Source organism: Actinomadura sp. NPDC047616, assembly GCF_040642915.1.
GTDB classification, from domain to species: domain Bacteria; phylum Actinomycetota; class Actinomycetes; order Streptosporangiales; family Streptosporangiaceae; genus Spirillospora; species Spirillospora miaoliensis.
Genome location: NZ_JBEYTB010000004.1, coordinates 345,175 through 360,274 on the forward strand (window position 1 = coordinate 345,175; position 15,100 = coordinate 360,274).

General features: G+C 71.6%; 19 protein-coding genes. 14 read left to right on the forward strand and 5 right to left on the reverse strand.

Features of this window, described 5'->3' with window-relative positions; all coding sequences use genetic code 11:
- The first annotated feature begins 19 nt into the window (after positions 1-19).
- The 5 genes from mshD to pstB all read left to right on the forward strand — a co-directional run bounded on the left by mshD (position 20) and on the right by pstB (position 5,130).
- A complete protein-coding gene (gene mshD, locus ABZ801_RS12300) occupies positions 20-910 on the forward strand; it encodes a mycothiol synthase (RefSeq protein WP_360696471.1) in 891 nt (296 codons plus the stop codon).
- Between the two features lie 266 nt (positions 911-1,176).
- Entirely contained in the window at positions 1,177-2,283 is a 1,107-nt protein-coding gene (gene pstS, locus ABZ801_RS12305; RefSeq protein ID WP_360696474.1) for a phosphate ABC transporter substrate-binding protein PstS, read from the forward strand.
- 155 nt (positions 2,284-2,438) lie between these two features.
- Positions 2,439-3,356, forward strand: a complete 918-nt coding sequence (gene pstC, locus ABZ801_RS12310; RefSeq protein ID WP_344957439.1) for a phosphate ABC transporter permease subunit PstC — start codon at positions 2,439-2,441, stop codon at positions 3,354-3,356.
- A 5-nt stretch (positions 3,357-3,361) separates the two neighbouring features.
- Positions 3,362-4,270, forward strand: a complete 909-nt coding sequence (gene pstA / locus ABZ801_RS12315) for a phosphate ABC transporter permease PstA (RefSeq protein ID WP_360697123.1) — start codon at positions 3,362-3,364, stop codon at positions 4,268-4,270.
- Positions 4,271-4,353: 83 nt separating this feature from the next.
- Positions 4,354-5,130 (forward strand): phosphate ABC transporter ATP-binding protein PstB, encoded by a 777-nt coding sequence (gene pstB / locus ABZ801_RS12320; protein ID WP_344957299.1) that lies wholly within the window; start codon positions 4,354-4,356, stop codon positions 5,128-5,130.
- Positions 5,131-5,312: 182 nt separating this feature from the next.
- Here the strand turns inward: pstB and ABZ801_RS12325 are convergent, their stop codons facing one another.
- The gene (locus tag ABZ801_RS12325) at positions 5,313-6,029 is read right to left on the reverse strand and encodes a response regulator transcription factor (protein WP_344957297.1); all 717 of its coding nucleotides are present in this window, start codon (positions 6,027-6,029) and stop codon (positions 5,313-5,315) included.
- A 280-nt stretch (positions 6,030-6,309) separates the two neighbouring features.
- On the opposite strand from ABZ801_RS12325, the gene ABZ801_RS12330 reads away from it, so the two are divergent.
- From ABZ801_RS12330 to ABZ801_RS12370, 9 genes are all read left to right on the forward strand, one after another.
- Positions 6,310-6,570 carry a MoaD/ThiS family protein gene (locus ABZ801_RS12330; RefSeq protein WP_360696477.1) on the forward strand — a complete coding sequence of 87 codons (261 nt, stop codon included), beginning with the start codon at positions 6,310-6,312 and terminating at the stop codon, positions 6,568-6,570.
- Positions 6,571-6,699: 129 nt separating this feature from the next.
- On the forward strand, positions 6,700-7,410 hold the full coding sequence (locus ABZ801_RS12335) for a DUF2993 domain-containing protein (protein WP_344957293.1): 711 nt from the start codon (positions 6,700-6,702) through the stop codon (positions 7,408-7,410).
- A 30-nt stretch (positions 7,411-7,440) separates the two neighbouring features.
- Positions 7,441-7,980: a sigma-70 family RNA polymerase sigma factor gene (locus ABZ801_RS12340; RefSeq protein WP_360696480.1), complete on the forward strand. Its 540-nt coding sequence runs from the start codon at positions 7,441-7,443 to the stop codon at positions 7,978-7,980.
- Positions 7,977-8,696 (forward strand): anti-sigma factor, encoded by a 720-nt coding sequence (locus ABZ801_RS12345; protein WP_344957289.1) that lies wholly within the window; start codon positions 7,977-7,979, stop codon positions 8,694-8,696. The genes ABZ801_RS12340 and ABZ801_RS12345 overlap by 4 nt, the downstream gene beginning before the upstream one ends.
- 153 nt (positions 8,697-8,849) lie before the next feature.
- Entirely contained in the window at positions 8,850-9,164 is a 315-nt protein-coding gene (locus tag ABZ801_RS12350; protein ID WP_360696483.1) for a thioredoxin family protein, read from the forward strand.
- Positions 9,165-9,644: 480 nt separating this feature from the next.
- Positions 9,645-9,914, forward strand: coding sequence for a DUF4395 domain-containing protein (locus ABZ801_RS12355; protein WP_360696486.1), 270 nt, complete (start codon positions 9,645-9,647; stop codon positions 9,912-9,914).
- Positions 9,911-10,750: a sulfurtransferase gene (locus tag ABZ801_RS12360; RefSeq protein ID WP_344957283.1), complete on the forward strand. Its 840-nt coding sequence runs from the start codon at positions 9,911-9,913 to the stop codon at positions 10,748-10,750. The genes ABZ801_RS12355 and ABZ801_RS12360 overlap by 4 nt, the downstream gene beginning before the upstream one ends.
- A 97-nt stretch (positions 10,751-10,847) precedes the next feature.
- Positions 10,848-11,159 carry a DUF1416 domain-containing protein gene (locus ABZ801_RS12365; RefSeq protein WP_344957281.1) on the forward strand — a complete coding sequence of 104 codons (312 nt, stop codon included), beginning with the start codon at positions 10,848-10,850 and terminating at the stop codon, positions 11,157-11,159.
- 126 nt (positions 11,160-11,285) lie between these two features.
- Positions 11,286-12,548, forward strand: coding sequence for a hypothetical protein (locus ABZ801_RS12370; protein ID WP_360696490.1), 1,263 nt, complete (start codon positions 11,286-11,288; stop codon positions 12,546-12,548).
- Here ABZ801_RS12370 and ABZ801_RS12375 read toward each other — a convergent pair.
- The 4 genes from ABZ801_RS12375 to ABZ801_RS12390 form a co-directional block, all read right to left on the reverse strand.
- Complete coding sequence (locus ABZ801_RS12375; protein ID WP_360696493.1) at positions 12,475-13,191, reverse strand: hypothetical protein; 717 nt, start codon at positions 13,189-13,191, stop codon at positions 12,475-12,477. The genes ABZ801_RS12370 and ABZ801_RS12375 overlap by 74 nt on opposite strands.
- 131 nt (positions 13,192-13,322) lie before the next feature.
- Positions 13,323-13,919 carry a hypothetical protein gene (locus ABZ801_RS12380; protein ID WP_360696496.1) on the reverse strand — a complete coding sequence of 199 codons (597 nt, stop codon included), beginning with the start codon at positions 13,917-13,919 and terminating at the stop codon, positions 13,323-13,325.
- Entirely contained in the window at positions 13,916-14,464 is a 549-nt protein-coding gene (locus tag ABZ801_RS12385) for a hypothetical protein (RefSeq protein ID WP_344957274.1), read from the reverse strand. Before ABZ801_RS12385 ends, ABZ801_RS12380 begins: the two co-directional genes overlap by 4 nt.
- Before the next feature lie 134 nt (positions 14,465-14,598).
- The gene (locus ABZ801_RS12390; RefSeq protein WP_344957273.1) at positions 14,599-15,039 is read right to left on the reverse strand and encodes a YbaB/EbfC family nucleoid-associated protein; all 441 of its coding nucleotides are present in this window, start codon (positions 15,037-15,039) and stop codon (positions 14,599-14,601) included.
- Positions 15,040-15,100: the final 61 nt, after the last annotated feature.

Sequence of the window (15,100 nt, forward strand, 5' to 3'; positions counted from 1 at the left end):
CGCCGCATAACCTGTGATCATGAGCGGTGTGGCGGTGCGGCGGACGCTGGCGGAACCGGAGATCGCCGAGGTGATGGCGCTGGTGGCCGCCGCCGAGGAGCACGACGGCGTGGGTCCGCTCTCCGAGCACGCGCGCCTGTGGCTGCGCCGCGCGCACGAAGGCCCGGGCGGGCCGCGCGCCCTGACGATCACCGCCGGCGGCGCCGTCGTCGCCTACGCGCACCTGGACCCGGCGTCCGGCGAGGAGAGCGCGTCCGCCGAACTGGTCGTCCACCCGGCCCACCGGCGGCGCGGCCACGGCCGGGCGCTGCTGCGGGCGCTGCGCGAGGAGACCGGCGACGGGCTGCGCGTGTGGGCCCACGGCGACCTGCCCGCCGCCGCGGGCCTGGCCGGGGCCGAGGGCCTCGCGCGCGTGCGCGCGCTGTTCCAGATGCGCCGTCCCGCCGCCGACCCGCTGCCCGAGCCGCGCCTGGCCGAAGGCGTGCTGCTGCGCACGTTCGAGACCGGCCGCGACGAGAAGGACTGGCTGCGGGTGAACGCCCGCGCCTTCGCCGACCACCCCGAGCAGGGCGCCTGGACGCTGGACGACGTGCTCCAGCGCGAGCGCGAGCCGTGGTTCGACCCGTCCGGCTTCTTCCTGGCCGAGCGCGACGGCGCGCTCGCCGGGTTCCACTGGACGAAGATCCACCCGGACGGTGTCGGCGAGGTGTACGTCGTCGGCGTCGACCCCGCCGCGCAGGGCCTCGGCCTCGGCCGCGCCCTCACCCTGGCGGGCCTGCGTCACCTGCGCGAACGCGGCGTGCCCGAGATCATGCTGTACGTCGACGAGTCCAACACGGCGGCCGTGCGGCTGTACGAGTCGCTCGGCTTCACCCGTCACGCCGTCGACGTCATGTACGGCGCGGCGTAGGGAACCCGCCGCCGCGGCCGGACGTGGCCTGCGGTGTTAACCCGCCGTCTACGCCTAGGCGAGACAGTTTTTTTAACGTTGCCTGACCCAGTTCACCGTCCGTTCACCTTCTCCAGGGTGACTGGTCACCTCCTCTGCCTAACTTCTCACCCGACGGTGACCCCATGGGCCCAGACGGACCGCCGGCACCCGGCGGTCGGACGGGGTGGGTTGGTCGGGTGTGACCAGGACGGGGCGCCGCCCGACGACTAAGAGGAGATTGACCGGTGAAGAACGGTTCTCGGTTGGCCGCCCTGGGCGGTGTGGTGGTCGCCGGGGCTCTCGCCCTGAGCGCCTGCGGCAGTGACGCCAACACGACCGCCACTGCCAGCAACGCACCCACCGGCAACATCGACTGCGCCAGCGGCATGGTCAACGCGGCCGGGTCCAGCGCGCAGAAGAACGCCATGGACGAGTGGGTCAAGCAGTACACGGCCAAGTGCTCGGGTACTCAGATCAACTACAACCCCAACGGTTCGGGCGCGGGCATCAAGGCTTTCACCGACGGTCAGGTCGCCTTCGCGGGGTCCGACTCGGCGCTCAAGCCCGAGGAGGTCACCGCCGCCAAGCAGCGCTGCCAGGGCGGCAACGCCGTCAACCTGCCGATGGTGGTCGGCCCCATCGCGGTGGTCTACAACCTTGACGGCGTGGACGGCCTGCAGCTGTCCCCGGAGACGGTCGCCGGCATCTTCAGCGGCAAGATCAAGAAGTGGAACGATCCGGCGATCGCCAAGGAGAACTCCGGCGCCAAGCTGCCCGGCACCGACATCAAGCCGGTGTACCGGTCGGACGAGTCCGGCACCACGGAGAACTTCACCAAGTACCTCAAGGCCACCGCGCCCGGCGCGTGGACCGCCGAGCCCGCCAAGAAGTGGCCGTCCAGCGGCGCCGGGCAGGGCGCGGCCAAGTCCGACGGCGTGAGCGGCCAGGTCAAGAGCACCGCCGGGACGATCTCCTACGTCGAGATGTCCTACGCCCACAACCTGAAGCTGAAGACCGCCAAGATCAAGAACGGTGCGGGCGAGTACGTCGAGCTGTCGGCCGACAGCGCGTCCAAGGCCCTGGCGGGCGCCAAGCAGGTCGGCACCGGCAACGACGTCGCCCTGGAGCTCGACTACGCCACCAAGACGGCCGGCGCCTACCCGATCGTCCTGGTGACCTACGAGATCGCCTGTGAGAAGGGCCTGCCGGCCGAGCAGGCGAAGTTCGTCAAGTCCTTCCTGAACTACACCTCCAGCGCCGACGGCCAGAAGGTGCTGACCAGCGTGGGCTACGCGCCGGTTCCGCAGGAAGTGCTGAGCAAGGTGCAGGCCACCGTGAAGGCCCTGTCCTGAGATCGGACCCCAGTGACCGCAGCCCCGCCGCCGAGGACCTCGGCGGCGGGGCACGCCTGGGTTTCGCCTAGTCAGTGAAGGAGGATCCCCCCGTGACCACCGACACGGGCGTGAAGAGCACCGCCGCGGCCAAGGGCCGCGTCCGCGGAGCGGCCATGAGCACCGGACGCGCCGGTGACAAGATCTTTGTCTCGGCCGCACGGGGTTCGGGGATCCTCGTGCTGGCCATCATGGCGGCCATCGCCGTCTTCCTGATCTGGAAGGCGATCCCCGCGCTGCGGGAGAACGAGGCCAACTTCCTCACCAGCGAGGAGTGGGACCCCAACGGGACCACGCCCCGGTTCGGCATCGCCCAGCTGGCGTTCGGCACAGTGATCTCCTCGCTGCTGGCGCTGGTCATCGCGACGCCGGTGGCGATCGGCATCGCGCTGTTCATCTCCTACTACGCGCCGCGGTCGGTGGCGGGCCCCCTGGGCTACCTGGTGGACCTGCTGGCCGCCGTGCCCAGCATCGTGTACGGGCTGTGGGGCCTGCTCGTGCTGGCCCCGCACATGGAGGGCGTCAGCTCGTTCCTCAACTCCGTGCTCGGCTGGATCCCGCTGTTCGGCGGCGACAGCCCCGGCAAGAACTCGATCTTCACCGCGTCCGTGGTGCTGGCGATCATGATCCTGCCGATCATCTCGTCCATCTCCCGCGAGGTGTTCCTGCAGGTGCCGCGGGCGCACGTGGAGGCGGCGCTGGCGCTCGGCGCCACCCGCTGGGAGATGATCCGGATGTCGGTGCTGCCGTACGGCCGGTCCGGCATGATCGGCGCCTCCATGCTGGGGCTCGGCCGGGCCATGGGCGAGACGATCGCCGTGGCCATGGTGCTGACGTTCGTGCCCGGCATCAACTGGCACCTCCTGGAGGACGGCGGCACCACCTTCGCCGCCAACATCGCCAACAGCTTCGCCGAGGCCACCGAGACCGGCCGCGGCGCGCTGATCGCCTCCGGTCTGGTGCTGTTCGTGATCACGCTGATCGTCAACATGGCGGCGCGGGCCGTCGTCGCCCGCCGCAAGGAGTTCGTGTGACCACCCTGACGAAGCCCACCGACGACCTGCCGCCCGCGGCCCGCGGCTCCATCGGCTCGGTCTCGGCCGCACGCAAGCTCAAGGACCGGATCGTCCAGGTCCTGGTCTACGTCGCGTTCGGGCTGGCCGTCGTGCCGCTGGTGTCGGTGCTGTGGACCGTGCTCACCAACGGCCTCGGCCGCCTGGACGGCACCTTCCTGCAGTTCTCCATGAACGGCGTCGGCGGCCGCGACGAGGGCGGCGGCGCCTACCACGCCATCCTCGGCACCCTGGAGCAGGTCGCCATCACCAGCCTGATCGCGGTGCCGATCGCCGTGCTGACCGCCGTCTACCTGGTCGAGTACGGCGGCAACAGCCGGCTGGCCCGCGCGGTCAGCTTCTTCGTGGACGTCATGACCGGCATCCCGTCCATCGTGGCCGGCCTGTTCGTGCTGGCGCTGTGGCTGCTGACGTTCGGGTTCACCTACTCGGGGTTCGCCGGGTCGCTGGCGCTGACCATCCTGATGATCCCCACGGTGGTGCGGGCCACCGAGGAGATGCTCAAGCTGGTGCCCAACGACCTGCGCGAGGCCTCCTACGCCCTGGGCGTGCCGCGCTGGCGCACGGTCTGCTTCGTGGTGCTGCCCACCGCGCTGACCGGCATCGTCACCGGCGTCATGCTGGCCGTCGCCCGGGTGATGGGGGAGACCGCCCCGCTGCTGCTGACGATCTTCTTCACCAAGGCGATCAACACCAACCCGTTCGAGGGGCCGCAGGCCGCGCTGCCCACCTTCATCTGGGAGCAGGCCGGCGACCCCAACCAGGCGTCCATCGACCGGGCGTGGACCGGCGCCCTGGTGCTGATCCTGCTGATCATGCTGTTCAACCTGGGCGCGCGGCTGGTCGCGCGGGTCTTCCGGCCGGTGAGCCGCTGACCGTCCCGCCGGAAGACGATCCGACCGCGATGCGGCCGCGCGAGGCGACCGCACAGTAGGACCCGATAGGAGCGATTCCCCCCATGGCCAAGCGGATCGAAGTGTCCGGACTGCACGCCTACTACGGCGGCGTCCACGCCATCGAGGACATCTCGATGACCATCGAGCCGCGCTCGGTGACGGCCTTCATCGGGCCTTCGGGCTGCGGCAAGTCCACGTTCCTGCGCACCCTCAACCGGATGCACGAGGTCATCCCCGGCGCCCGCGTCGAGGGCAAGGTGATGCTGGACGACGAGGACCTGTACGGCCAGGGCGTCGACCCGGTGGCGGTGCGGCGCGTGGTCGGCATGGTGTTCCAGCGCCCCAACCCGTTCCCCACCATGTCGATCTACGACAACGTGGCCGCCGGGCTCAAGCTGAACGGGGTCCGCCGCAAGCGCCAGCTCGACGAGATCGTCGAGGAGTCGCTCAAGGGCGCCAACCTGTGGAACGAGGTCAAGGACCGCCTGAACAAGCCCGGCGCGGGCCTGTCCGGCGGTCAGCAGCAGCGCCTGTGCATCGCCCGTGCCATCGCCGTGCAGCCCCAGGTGCTGCTGATGGACGAGCCGTGCTCGGCGCTGGACCCGATCTCCACCCTGGCCATCGAGGACCTGATCGCCAAGCTCAAGAGCCAGTACACGATCGTCATCGTGACGCACAACATGCAGCAGGCCGCCCGGGTCAGCGACCGCACCGCCTTCTTCAACATCGCCGGCATCGGCCAGCCCGGCAAGCTCATCGAGATCGGCGACACCAGCAAGATCTTCACCAACCCCGAACAGAAGGCCACCGAGGAATACATCACCGGCCGCTTCGGCTGACGTCGCGCACTCCCGGCGCGGGCGGTGTCTGCAGTGGCGTCCTGCTACGTGGGGAGGGCGGCCCTCAGTGCGGTGGGCGGTGGCTTGACCACGTGGCGGGGTGCCTTGCCGGCAGGCAAGGCACCCCACCACGTGAAGGTTTTTGGTTCGCTCCAGTGAGGGAGTGAGCCTGGGTGTGAGTCTCAGGAGGGGACCGGGGCGGCCTCTTCCTGCTCGCCCGGGCGGTGGTCGGGGACGAAGCGGTATCCGACGTTGCGGACCGTTCCGATCAGGGACTCGTACTCGGCGCCGAGCTTGGCGCGCAGCCGCCGGACGTGCACGTCCACCGTCCGTGTGCCGCCGAAGTAGTCGTACCCCCACACCTCCTGCAGGAGCTGGGCGCGCGTGAAGACCCGCCCGGGATGCTGGGCGAGGTACTTCAGCAGCTCGAACTCCTTGAAGGTCAGGTCGAGGACCCGGCCGCGCAGGCGCGCGGTGTAGGTGGCCTCGTCGATGGTCAGTTCCCCGCTGCGGATCTCCCCGGGCACGTCGTCGGCCTCGGCCGCCGCCGACGCCCGGCCCACCGCCAGCCGCAGCCGCGCCTCCACCTCGGCGGGGCCCGCCGACTGCAGCAGCACGTCGTCCAGCCCCCACTCGGGGCTCAGGGCGGCCAGGCCGCCCTCGGTGACGACCGCCAGCAGGGGGCAGTCGAGCCCGGTCGTCCGCAGCAGCCGGCACAGGCTCTTGGCCTGCACGAGGTCGCGGCGGGCGTCCACGAGCACCACGTCGGCCGGTGGAGCGTCGATCAGCGCGGACCCCTCCGCGGGGGCGACGCGCACCGAGTGCAACAGCAGCCCCAGTGCGGGCAGGACCTCGTCGGAGGGTTCCAACGCGTTGGTCAGCAGGAGCAGGTTGCTCAAGTGCCGCCTCCTCGCCCATAAAAACGATGAAGGATCCAGGCTTGCGTCCTCCGTCCGGCACCGGTCGCCGAACCGAAGGCGGGGTTGCCATGAAGGGTGTTCACACGAACTCCACGGCCCCATCGCCCGGATCCCTATCCCCCGAGCATAGCCGAGCCGACCTTCGGGGCAACGGCCGGACGTCCGCCCACCCCGCCGGACCACATCCGGCCGCCGCAGTGGGAACATCGTCTGGGGACGCGTTCCTCTTTCCTCTGCGGACTCTCAGCGGCTGGTGACGATGGCCAAGGGAACGATCAGGTACTGGGCGGCGGCGAAGGCGGCGGCCGGGGTGGAGCAGGAGCCCTACGACGCGGCGACCCTGGCCGAGGCGCTCGACGCGGCGGCCGGACGGGACGGACGCGGCGCGGACTTCCGGCGCGTGCTCGCCCGCAGCTCGTTCCTCATCGACGGCGACCCCGTCGGCGCCCGCCCCCACGACGCGGTGGCGCTGCCCGAGGGCGGTGTCGTCGAGGTCCTCCCGCCCTTCGCGGGCGGCTGACGCATAGCGCCGGGTTCGTACGGAGAGTTCCGCGATGTCATCCCGCAGGGCGACCCGGCGGAACCCGGGCGAACGGCACTATCGTGAGGCGACCGTGCGGCCCGTACCTGCGAGGACCCGAGGAGAGGCATGCGCAAGCTACTGGTGGTGTTGATCTTCCTGGCCGTGGTGGTGGGCGTGCTCGGCGTCATCGCCGACCCGATCGCCCGCAACCGCGCCGAGGACGAGATCGGCAGGCAGGTGGCGGCGCAGTACAACCTGTCCACGCAGCCCGAGGTCACCTTCCACGGCTTCTCGTTCCTGCTGCAGGCCCTCCAGGGCGAGTACGAGGGCATCGACGTCGACCTCGGCCGCTGGACCGAGCAGGGCGTCACCGTGCACGACGTCAAGGTCGAGATGCGCGGGGTGGACGCGCCGCTGTCCGAGATCGCCAAGGGGTCGAGCGCCAACGTCACCGCGCGGACCGCGACGGCCTCGGCCGTGGTGCCCTACGACGTGATCAAGCAGCGGGCGCCCCGGGAGGTGCGGCGCATCGGCCAGCGCGGCGACGACCTCGAGGTGGACCTCGCGGGTTCGGTCGCGGGCATCCCGCTGTCGGGCAGCGCCGTGGTCGAGGTCAAGCCCACCTCCCGGGGGATCGCCATCACGCCGGTGTCGGTCGGCGCCGACGGCGGCGTGCAGGTGCCGCTGGCCCTGATGCGGCGCCAGCTCACCTGGACCGTGCCCGTCACCGACCTGCCCGTCGGGTCCCGGATCAGCCGGGTCGAGCCGACGCCGGGCGGCCTGCGCGTGGCCGCGACCGCCGAGAACGTGCGCCTCAACGACCTGCCGAACACCTGATCGCGGCCGATCTCCGGCCCGGTTGAACCGATGGGGCAGCCCGAACGTGATGCGGGTGTGGGTCCCACGGCGGATGAGGGGTTGCTGCGCGCCCTTTACAGCGAGCACGGTGGTCCCCTCCTCGGCTACGTGATGCGGCTGACCGGCGGGGACCGTCCCCAGGCGGAGGACGTCGTCCAGGAGACGCTGCTGCGCGCCTGGCGGCATCCGGAGGCGCTGGCGGGACGTCCCGTGCGGCCCTGGCTGTTCACGGTCGCGCGCAACCTGGTGGTGGACGCCCACCGGGCCCGGCGCGCGCGCCCGCCCGAGACCGGCATCGACGAGCAGGTCACGTCCACCCCGGGGTCGGACGACATCGACCGGGCGCTGGAGTCGTGGACGGTGGCCGAGGCCCTGGCCGACCTCAGCCCGTCGCACCGGGCCGTTCTCGTGGAGACCTACTACCGGGGCCGGTCGGTCGCCGAGGCGGCCAAGGCGCTCGGCGTCCCGCCCGGCACCGTCAAGTCCCGTACCTATTACGCGTTGCGGGCGCTCAAACTCGCATTGGAGGAGCGGGGGTTGGCGCCATGAACGAGTGCGCGCAGGTGCGCACGGCGCTCGGCGTGTACGTCGTCGGCGCGATCGACGCCGCCGAACGCAGCCGGCTGGAGGAGCACCTGGACGCCTGCCCGGCCTGCCGTGACGAGCTCGCCGGGCTGGCCGGGCTGCCCGCGCTGCTCGGACGGGTCGACGAGGCGCAGATCCGGCAGGTCGCGGGCCCGCCTCCCGAACTGCTCGACTCGCTGCTGGCCCGCGCCGCCGAACGACGGCGCACCCGCTGGTTCGGGGGCGGGGTGGGGCGGCTGCGGTGGGTGCCGCTGGCGGCGGCCGCGTGCGTGCTGCTCCTGGTGGGAATGCTGTTCGGCGGCCTGGTGCGGCCCTTCGGGGACGGCGGGCGTCCCACGGCCGAGCGGACGGTCACGGCCGCCCCCCAGCCGCAGGTGACCGCCGCGGAACGGCTGACCGCCTCCGACCCGCGTACACGCATCGACGCCTACGTGATGCTCTACAAGAGGAAGTGGGGCACCAAGGTCGAGCTGTACCTGTCCGGGGCTCCGCGCGGGGAACGTTGCAAGTGGTACGCGGTGGCCCGGGACGGGCAACGCGACCCCTTGGGCAGCTGGTACGTCGCCTACGGCAGGGGCTACGGCCGGTACGACGCGTCCACGATGTTCCAGCGCGACCAGATCTTCTCGTTCGAGATCGTCACGGTGCAGGGACGGCCGCTGCTGACCGTCCGGGGGTGATCGTCCCGGGTGATCGTCGTCCGGGGCCGTCGCGGAACGGAAGAACCGGGGCCGCGCAGCCGTTGTGCCAGGCGATGTCGATCGAAGGCGCCGCGGCGGTGTTGCCCGGCGGCGGCGCGGCGGCGTCCTGCGCGGACGGAAAGGGGACGGCGGGTGGACGAGCGTCTCGGAGCCGGTGATCTGGGGGCCGAGCTGGGCGAACGCGCCACGCTGGTGCAGTTCTCGTCGGCGTTCTGCGCCCCCTGCCGGGCCACCCGGCGGATCCTGGGCGAGGTCGCGGCGATGGTCGACGGCGTCGCCCATGTCGAGATCGACGCCGAGAAGAACCTCGACCTGGTGCGCCGTCTGGGCGTCGTCCGCACGCCCACGGTGTTCGTCCTGAACGCCTCGGGCCAGATCGTGCGCTCGGCCGCCGGGCAGCCCCGCAAGGCCGACGTGATCGCCGCCCTCGGCGCCGCCGTCTCGTGAACGCCGCCGCGTCCGCCGCTCCGTCCGCCATTCCGGCTGTCGCGGGGGCGGCGCTGACCTGCGGCGAGGCGACTGTCACTGTCTCGAAAGCCGAGACGGATGTGACAGGGCGCCGATCGTCGGCTTACCATCGGTTCGTGCGTTACCGGACGGAGCAGCTGCTCACGAAGCGTCGCGCGGTCGACTTCTGCCGCGTGACCACCGCGCTCTGTCGTATGGCCTGAGGCATCGAGCCCGCTTTCCGCCCCGAGCTCCACTCGATCTCGTCGAACTCGCCGTACGCACGCCTCCTCTCCGCCAGGAGCACCCCGATGCAGGTACACCCGCGTGGGCAGCGTTGGGCCGCGGCCGTCACGACGGTGGTCCCCGGCGTGACACCGGCGACCGCAAGCCGGTGGCTGCTGGCCGCCCAGGCCGCGGTGTCCGCGATCGCGAGGGTCCCCGGCCCGCGTCGCGCCCCGGTACGCGCCGCTCTTCCAGGTGCCGGCACGGCCCCGGCCGGGTGCGCCACGGGAACTGGAGTCCGCTGGTCCGCCTGGGTTCGCGCAGGGCGTAGGCCTGGTCCTCGCCCTGGTCGCGACCGCCGGGTACGCCACGGGGACGGGATGGCTCGGCAACGGTGCCGCCGACTTCGCGCCGGGTACGGCGTTCCTGAACGCGGCGTTCGGGTTCTGCCTCGGCTGCGAGATGTACATGCTGATCCGCCGTTCCACTTGCAAGATCCGCTCCGACAGGGAGGTTCCCGCATGAGCCGCTCCGACGTCCTCGTGGACGCCGACTGGGTGGAGGCCCACCTCGACGACCCCGGCCTGGTTCTGGTCGAGGTCGACGAGGACGTGTCCGCCTACGACAAGGGCCACATCCGCGGCGCCGTGAAGATCGACTGGAAGACCGAGCTGCAGGACCCGGTCCGCCGCGACTTCGTGGACAAGACCGGCTTCGAGCAGCTGCTGTCGGCCAAGGGCATCGCCAACGACGACCTGGTGATCCTGTACGGCGGCAACAACAACTGGTTCGCCGCCTACGCGTACTGGTACTTCAAGCTGTACGGCCACCAGAAGGTCCGGCTGCTGGACGGCGGCCGCAAGAAGTGGGAGCTGGACTCCCGCGAGCTCGTCACCGACGTGCCGTCGCGTCCCGCCACCGAGTACAAGGCCAAGGACCAGGACCTCGACATCCGCGCGTTCCGCGACGAGGTCGTCGACGCCATCGGCAGCAAGAACCTCATCGACGTCCGTTCGCCCGACGAGTTCAGCGGCAAGCTGCTGGCCCCGGCGCACCTGCCGCAGGAGCAGGCGCAGCGGGCCGGCCACGTGCCGACCGCGCGCAACATCCCCTGGTCGAAGGCGGCCAACGACGACGGCACCTTCAAGTCCGACGAGGAGCTGCGCGAGCTCTACACCGAGGCCGGGGTGGACCTGTCCAAGCCCACCATCGCCTACTGCCGCATCGGTGAGCGCTCGTCGCACACCTGGTTCGCCCTGCACGAGCTGCTGGGCCTGTCGGACGTGAAGAACTACGACGGGTCCTGGACCGAGTACGGCTCGCTGGTCGGCGTGCCGATCGAGCTCGGCGAGGCCAAGTAACACCCGACCGGCCAAGACCGAGGCCGCGCCGACGGCCGAGACCCGCCAAGCCGCCCGGCGGCCGTGCCCGCCGTGTCCCGGAGATGTGGAGGAACATATGACCACCCAGGGCTGCGCAGCGCCCGCGCAGACGGCGCATCTGCCCGCTACCGTCGACCTGTCCAACGAGGCCGTCATCCAGGGCAAGGTGACCCGTGACGGCGCCCCCGTGACCAGCGCCTACGCCCGGCTGCTGGACTCGACGGGCGAGTTCACCGCCGAGGTCGTCACCGGCGACGAGGGCGTGTTCCGCTTCTTCGCCGCCGACGGCGACTGGACCGTCCGCGTGCTGGCCGCGGGCGGCGTGAGCGTCGACACCGCCGTCACCGCCAAGACCGGCGAGGTCGCCGCCGTCGAGGTCTCCATCTGACCCGACGCCGGTCGCGAACGACGACAAGGACCCCGGCACCCCCGTCAGGCGGGCGCCGGGGTCCTTCGCGTCTCACGTCCTGCTACCGCTCGGTTGCTCACCAGGCATTTGTGTAACATTCGCGGAATGCCTGGACTGTCGGCACGTTCGCCGCTCGTGCTGCCGTGGGCGACGCTCAGGCTCGCCGGGCGGTTCGCGCTGCCGCTGGCGCTGTGGTTCACCGTGGGGGAGCTGCTGCGGTACGGGGTGATGTACGGCGGCTACCGCCTGGGTCATCTGAAGGGCGCAGCGGCCACGGTCGCGCCGCTGGTGACGGTCAGCCTGCTGGTCATGATCTCCCTGGCGGTCACGGTGGCGATGGTCCACTGCGTCCGGGAGGGCCTGGACGTGGTGCACGCCCGCGAACCCGGCGGCGACCTGACCCCGTGGGCCGTGGGCAACCGCGAGACGGCGATGGAGGCGCTGGGCCGCGCCGTCCTGCCGTTCATGGTGTTCTACCTGGGCTGGGGCCTGCACAGCCAGGACGCCCGCGAGTTCGTCGACATGGCGCAGAGCCGCGGCTTCGCCGAGGGCGGCATCACCGGCCAGATCGAGGGCCTCGGCATGCTCATCAGCCTCGAACGGCACCTGACGCTGGCGGTGGGCCTCACGGCCGGGTTCTTCGTACTGAAGGTGGCGTTCGAATGGCTGGCCCAGGGCCGGCTGGCCGGCTCCGGCGCCGTTCTGCTGGCCTTCCTGGAGATCAATTTCGCGCTTTTCGGCATTTTCACCGTCGACCACCTGCGCGGCGAGGCGGGCGAGTGGATCACCGACCGGCGGGTGTGGGGCTGGGTCGAGCAGGCCGCCGGCGGCGGCCTGGACCTGTGGCCCTCGTTCAAGCACGCCGTGCTCGGCTCGCTGATCTGGCTGGTGATCGCCGGGGTGGTGCTGGGCCTGGACACCGGGGACGAACGGGTCGTGCTCGGCCGCGGCGGCACGGCCCGGCGGCTGGCCCGCGCCGGCGACCTCGACCGGACCGGCAGCCCCCGGGAGATCGCCACCCGCGGCATCCGAGAGATGTGGCTGCCCGCCTGGTACGGGCTGCGGCTGGTGCGCCGGTCGGGCGTGGTGCCGTTCGGGCTGTTCTGCGTGCTGTTCGTGGGCCTGGACGTCGCCGAGCGGCTGGCCCGGCGGCAGATCTACGAACTGCTGGGCCCGCACTCGGCGGCCTGGTGGGTGCCCCGCCTCACGCTGATCGGCTTCGGCACGGCCCTGGTCTTCCAGATCCTGCGGATCTGCCTGCTGGCGGCCGCGTTCAACCTGGTCGTGGCCAGGGTCACGACGCGAACCGCAGCGAAGGCAGCGGCCCCTTCGGCTGGGACGTCGCCGGCGGCCGCACCTCGAGCGTGACCGTCCCCGCCTTGGCGCGGGGCAGGACGCCCCTGACGGTGAGCAACGCGGTGGCGCCCGCGCGCGGCGGGGACGACGGCAGCGCCGTCGCGCTCCAGAACCGTCCTTCGGCGTCGCGTAGCCGGTAGGTCATCCCGTACGAGGTGACGGCCTTGGCACCCGCCGGGGTGAGCGGCCTGATCGCCACCACCATCCGTACCTCCGCCACGTCCGGGTCCGGGTTGAGCGGCGCCTTGGTGACCGTCCGCCGGACGAACAGCCAGCGGGTGCCGGCGAGCGTGCCGACACCGCCCTTGGCGACCACGGTCGGCTTCTCGGGCCGCTCCAGCCGCTGCTGGATGTTGCGGGTGTCGTCCAGCCAGTGCAGCCCGACCAGGGCCGGCAGCAACGTCACCAGGGCCATCGCCTCAAGGAACCGCCGATCCCCGGGCCGCACCCGCCGCCGCGGCTCCGCTGTGTCCTCCGAGGCACCCGCGGCCTCGTCCTCCTGGCGTGTCGAATCACCGGACGCCCGGTGCTCGCCGCGTTCCCGGCCGCCGGACGGCTGCGTGCCGCCCTCGTCCCGCTGCCCCGTCTCGTGCGCGAGCGGTTGAGCCGCCGACTGCGCCCTCTCGTTACGCGCCGTCCTGCTATACCTCCCCACGGCAGGCACCCGAGGCGAGGCCCTGTCCGGCCGCTCGAACCACGGATTGGAGCCGGCCGACCCGCGAGCATCGTGTTCGCCCGGAGTACGCCCAGGCTGGTCGCCGGGATCTTGGGAGGGTGCCCGGTGGGTCATGATGCCGCCGTTCGCACGTCGTAGCCTTCGGAGGCGCGGCGGACGAGGTCGGTGGCGCGTGCCCGGGTCAGCCCCAGGTCGATCTCGGTGGCCGCCGACAGCTGCGGCAGCAGCCCGCCCTCCCCGACCACCAGCCGCGCACCTTCCAGCCGCCGCGACGGGAGCTCGAAGACGAACGCGGTCCTGTCCCAGATCAGCGGCTGGAACTCCGGGTCGAGCCCCAGCGACACCGACGGTCGCGGGTCCTTCCGGAAGATGTAGCCGCCGGGCGTCTCCACCTGCGCCGTCTGCAGCCTCAGCGGCTCGCGCCGGCTCATCACCCGCGCGTGGACGATCAGGAAGACGCCCTCGGTGCGCACCGGCGGCCTGCTGGGCAAGGAGGACGCCAGCGAACGTGCGGCGGCGACCCGCTGCACCTGCACGCTGAACTCCGGGTTGGTGACGACCTGGCCGATCCGGCCGGTGTCGCGAATCGGGTCCAGTTGCCGCGACTCCACCTCCGGCGTCAGGTCGTACAACCACAGCGCCGCGGCGAGCAGGGCGGTGCCCACGAGCGCGGCGCCGCCCTGGACGAGCAGCCTGCCCGCGTTCATGACGGCGCCACCGGCAGGGTGAGCCGTCCGGCCAGCCCCGCGTCGTCCTCCAGCTCCACCCGCCACCGGAACGAGGTGTCGGTGAACCCGGTGCCGAACTCCCATTTGCGCAGGCCCACGGTGAACGCGGCGGGCGCCTCGCGCGGTCCGAGCGGCCACCGCGCCGCCGCCTCGACGGGCAGGCCCGGCTGGACGACGGCGGTGGCCGAGCCCGCGGCGGTGCCTTCCACGTCCTCGGGCTTCACCCACTTGCCGTTCGCCGCGCGGGCCGCCACGCCCTGGCCGAACCCGCTGAGCCCCAGGGAAGCCGTCTCCTTGCCCTTGTTCACCACCCGCAGCCGCACTTCCAGGCGCCGCTGCGGCGCGTTGCCGAACGGCGGCCTGACGTTCACGATCCGCGCGTCCCGCACGGTGACGTCGAACCACCCCTGGTCGATCGGCCTGCCCGGTGCCTTGACCGGTTCCTGCGGCGTCTCCCGGAGCCCGCCGGTCAGCCACAACACCGACACCAGGACCGCCGCCGCGCCCGCCGCCGACAAGGGCACGAGCCATCTCGGCCGCGTGGGCGGCGTTGTCGACGTGGAGGCTCGCACGCGCCAGATGCTAATCCCGGCTTCCGACAACCGACAGGCCGCGGCCGTCACCGCCCGGTCCTAGGCGGCCTCGCGCACCGCCGTGCTCAGCGGTTGCCGCCGATCTTGGCCAGGGTGTCGTTGATGGCCTGAGTGATCAGCTCCATCTGCCGGAGGCTCTGGTTCTGGATGTCCTCGGCCTGCTCACCCGGGTCCGCCTCCCGCTGGGCCGCCCCGGCGGTCGCCGCCTTGGCGCGCAGGTCCTCCAGCGCGGCGTTGACCGCCACCACCAGCTGCTCACCCAGCTCCTGAGGGGACATCCGCATGGCCTTCTGATCCAGGTCCACGCTCTTGACGCGGCCCCCTGCCTCGGCGGTCACCTTGATCCTGCCGTCGGCCGCCTCGCCGACCCCCTCCAGCGTGTCGCCGTCCGCGGCCTTGGCGCTCTTCGCGGGACGGGGCGCCGTGTCGCCCTGCCGCATCGACTCCAGGGTCTTGCGCGCCTCGGTCAGCATCCGTTCGAGCTCCGCGCCCGAGAACTCCGCCACCCTTGTCACCCTCCAAGATCGAATCCCGTCCGCCAAAGGAGCATATGACGCCGCATGGTCG

Bases quoted from the DNA above. Each gene is read 5' to 3' on its own strand.
- mshD (WP_360696471.1), top strand. From the start codon at position 20: ATGAGCGGTGTGGCGGTGCGGCGGACGCTGGCGGAACCGGAGATCGCC.
- pstC (WP_344957439.1), top strand. From the start codon at position 2,439: ATGAGCACCGGACGCGCCGGTGACAAGATCTTTGTCTCGGCCGCACGG.
- pstB (WP_344957299.1), top strand. From the start codon at position 4,354: ATGGCCAAGCGGATCGAAGTGTCCGGACTGCACGCCTACTACGGCGGC.
- ABZ801_RS12330 (WP_360696477.1), top strand. From the start codon at position 6,310: ATGGCCAAGGGAACGATCAGGTACTGGGCGGCGGCGAAGGCGGCGGCC.
- ABZ801_RS12335 (WP_344957293.1), top strand. From the start codon at position 6,700: ATGCGCAAGCTACTGGTGGTGTTGATCTTCCTGGCCGTGGTGGTGGGC.
- ABZ801_RS12340 (WP_360696480.1), top strand. From the start codon at position 7,441: ATGGGGCAGCCCGAACGTGATGCGGGTGTGGGTCCCACGGCGGATGAG.
- ABZ801_RS12345 (WP_344957289.1), top strand. From the start codon at position 7,977: ATGAACGAGTGCGCGCAGGTGCGCACGGCGCTCGGCGTGTACGTCGTC.
- ABZ801_RS12360 (WP_344957283.1), top strand. From the start codon at position 9,911: ATGAGCCGCTCCGACGTCCTCGTGGACGCCGACTGGGTGGAGGCCCAC.
- ABZ801_RS12365 (WP_344957281.1), top strand. From the start codon at position 10,848: ATGACCACCCAGGGCTGCGCAGCGCCCGCGCAGACGGCGCATCTGCCC.
- ABZ801_RS12370 (WP_360696490.1), top strand. From the start codon at position 11,286: ATGCCTGGACTGTCGGCACGTTCGCCGCTCGTGCTGCCGTGGGCGACG.
- ABZ801_RS12380 (WP_360696496.1), bottom strand. From the start codon at position 13,919: ATGAACGCGGGCAGGCTGCTCGTCCAGGGCGGCGCCGCGCTCGTGGGC.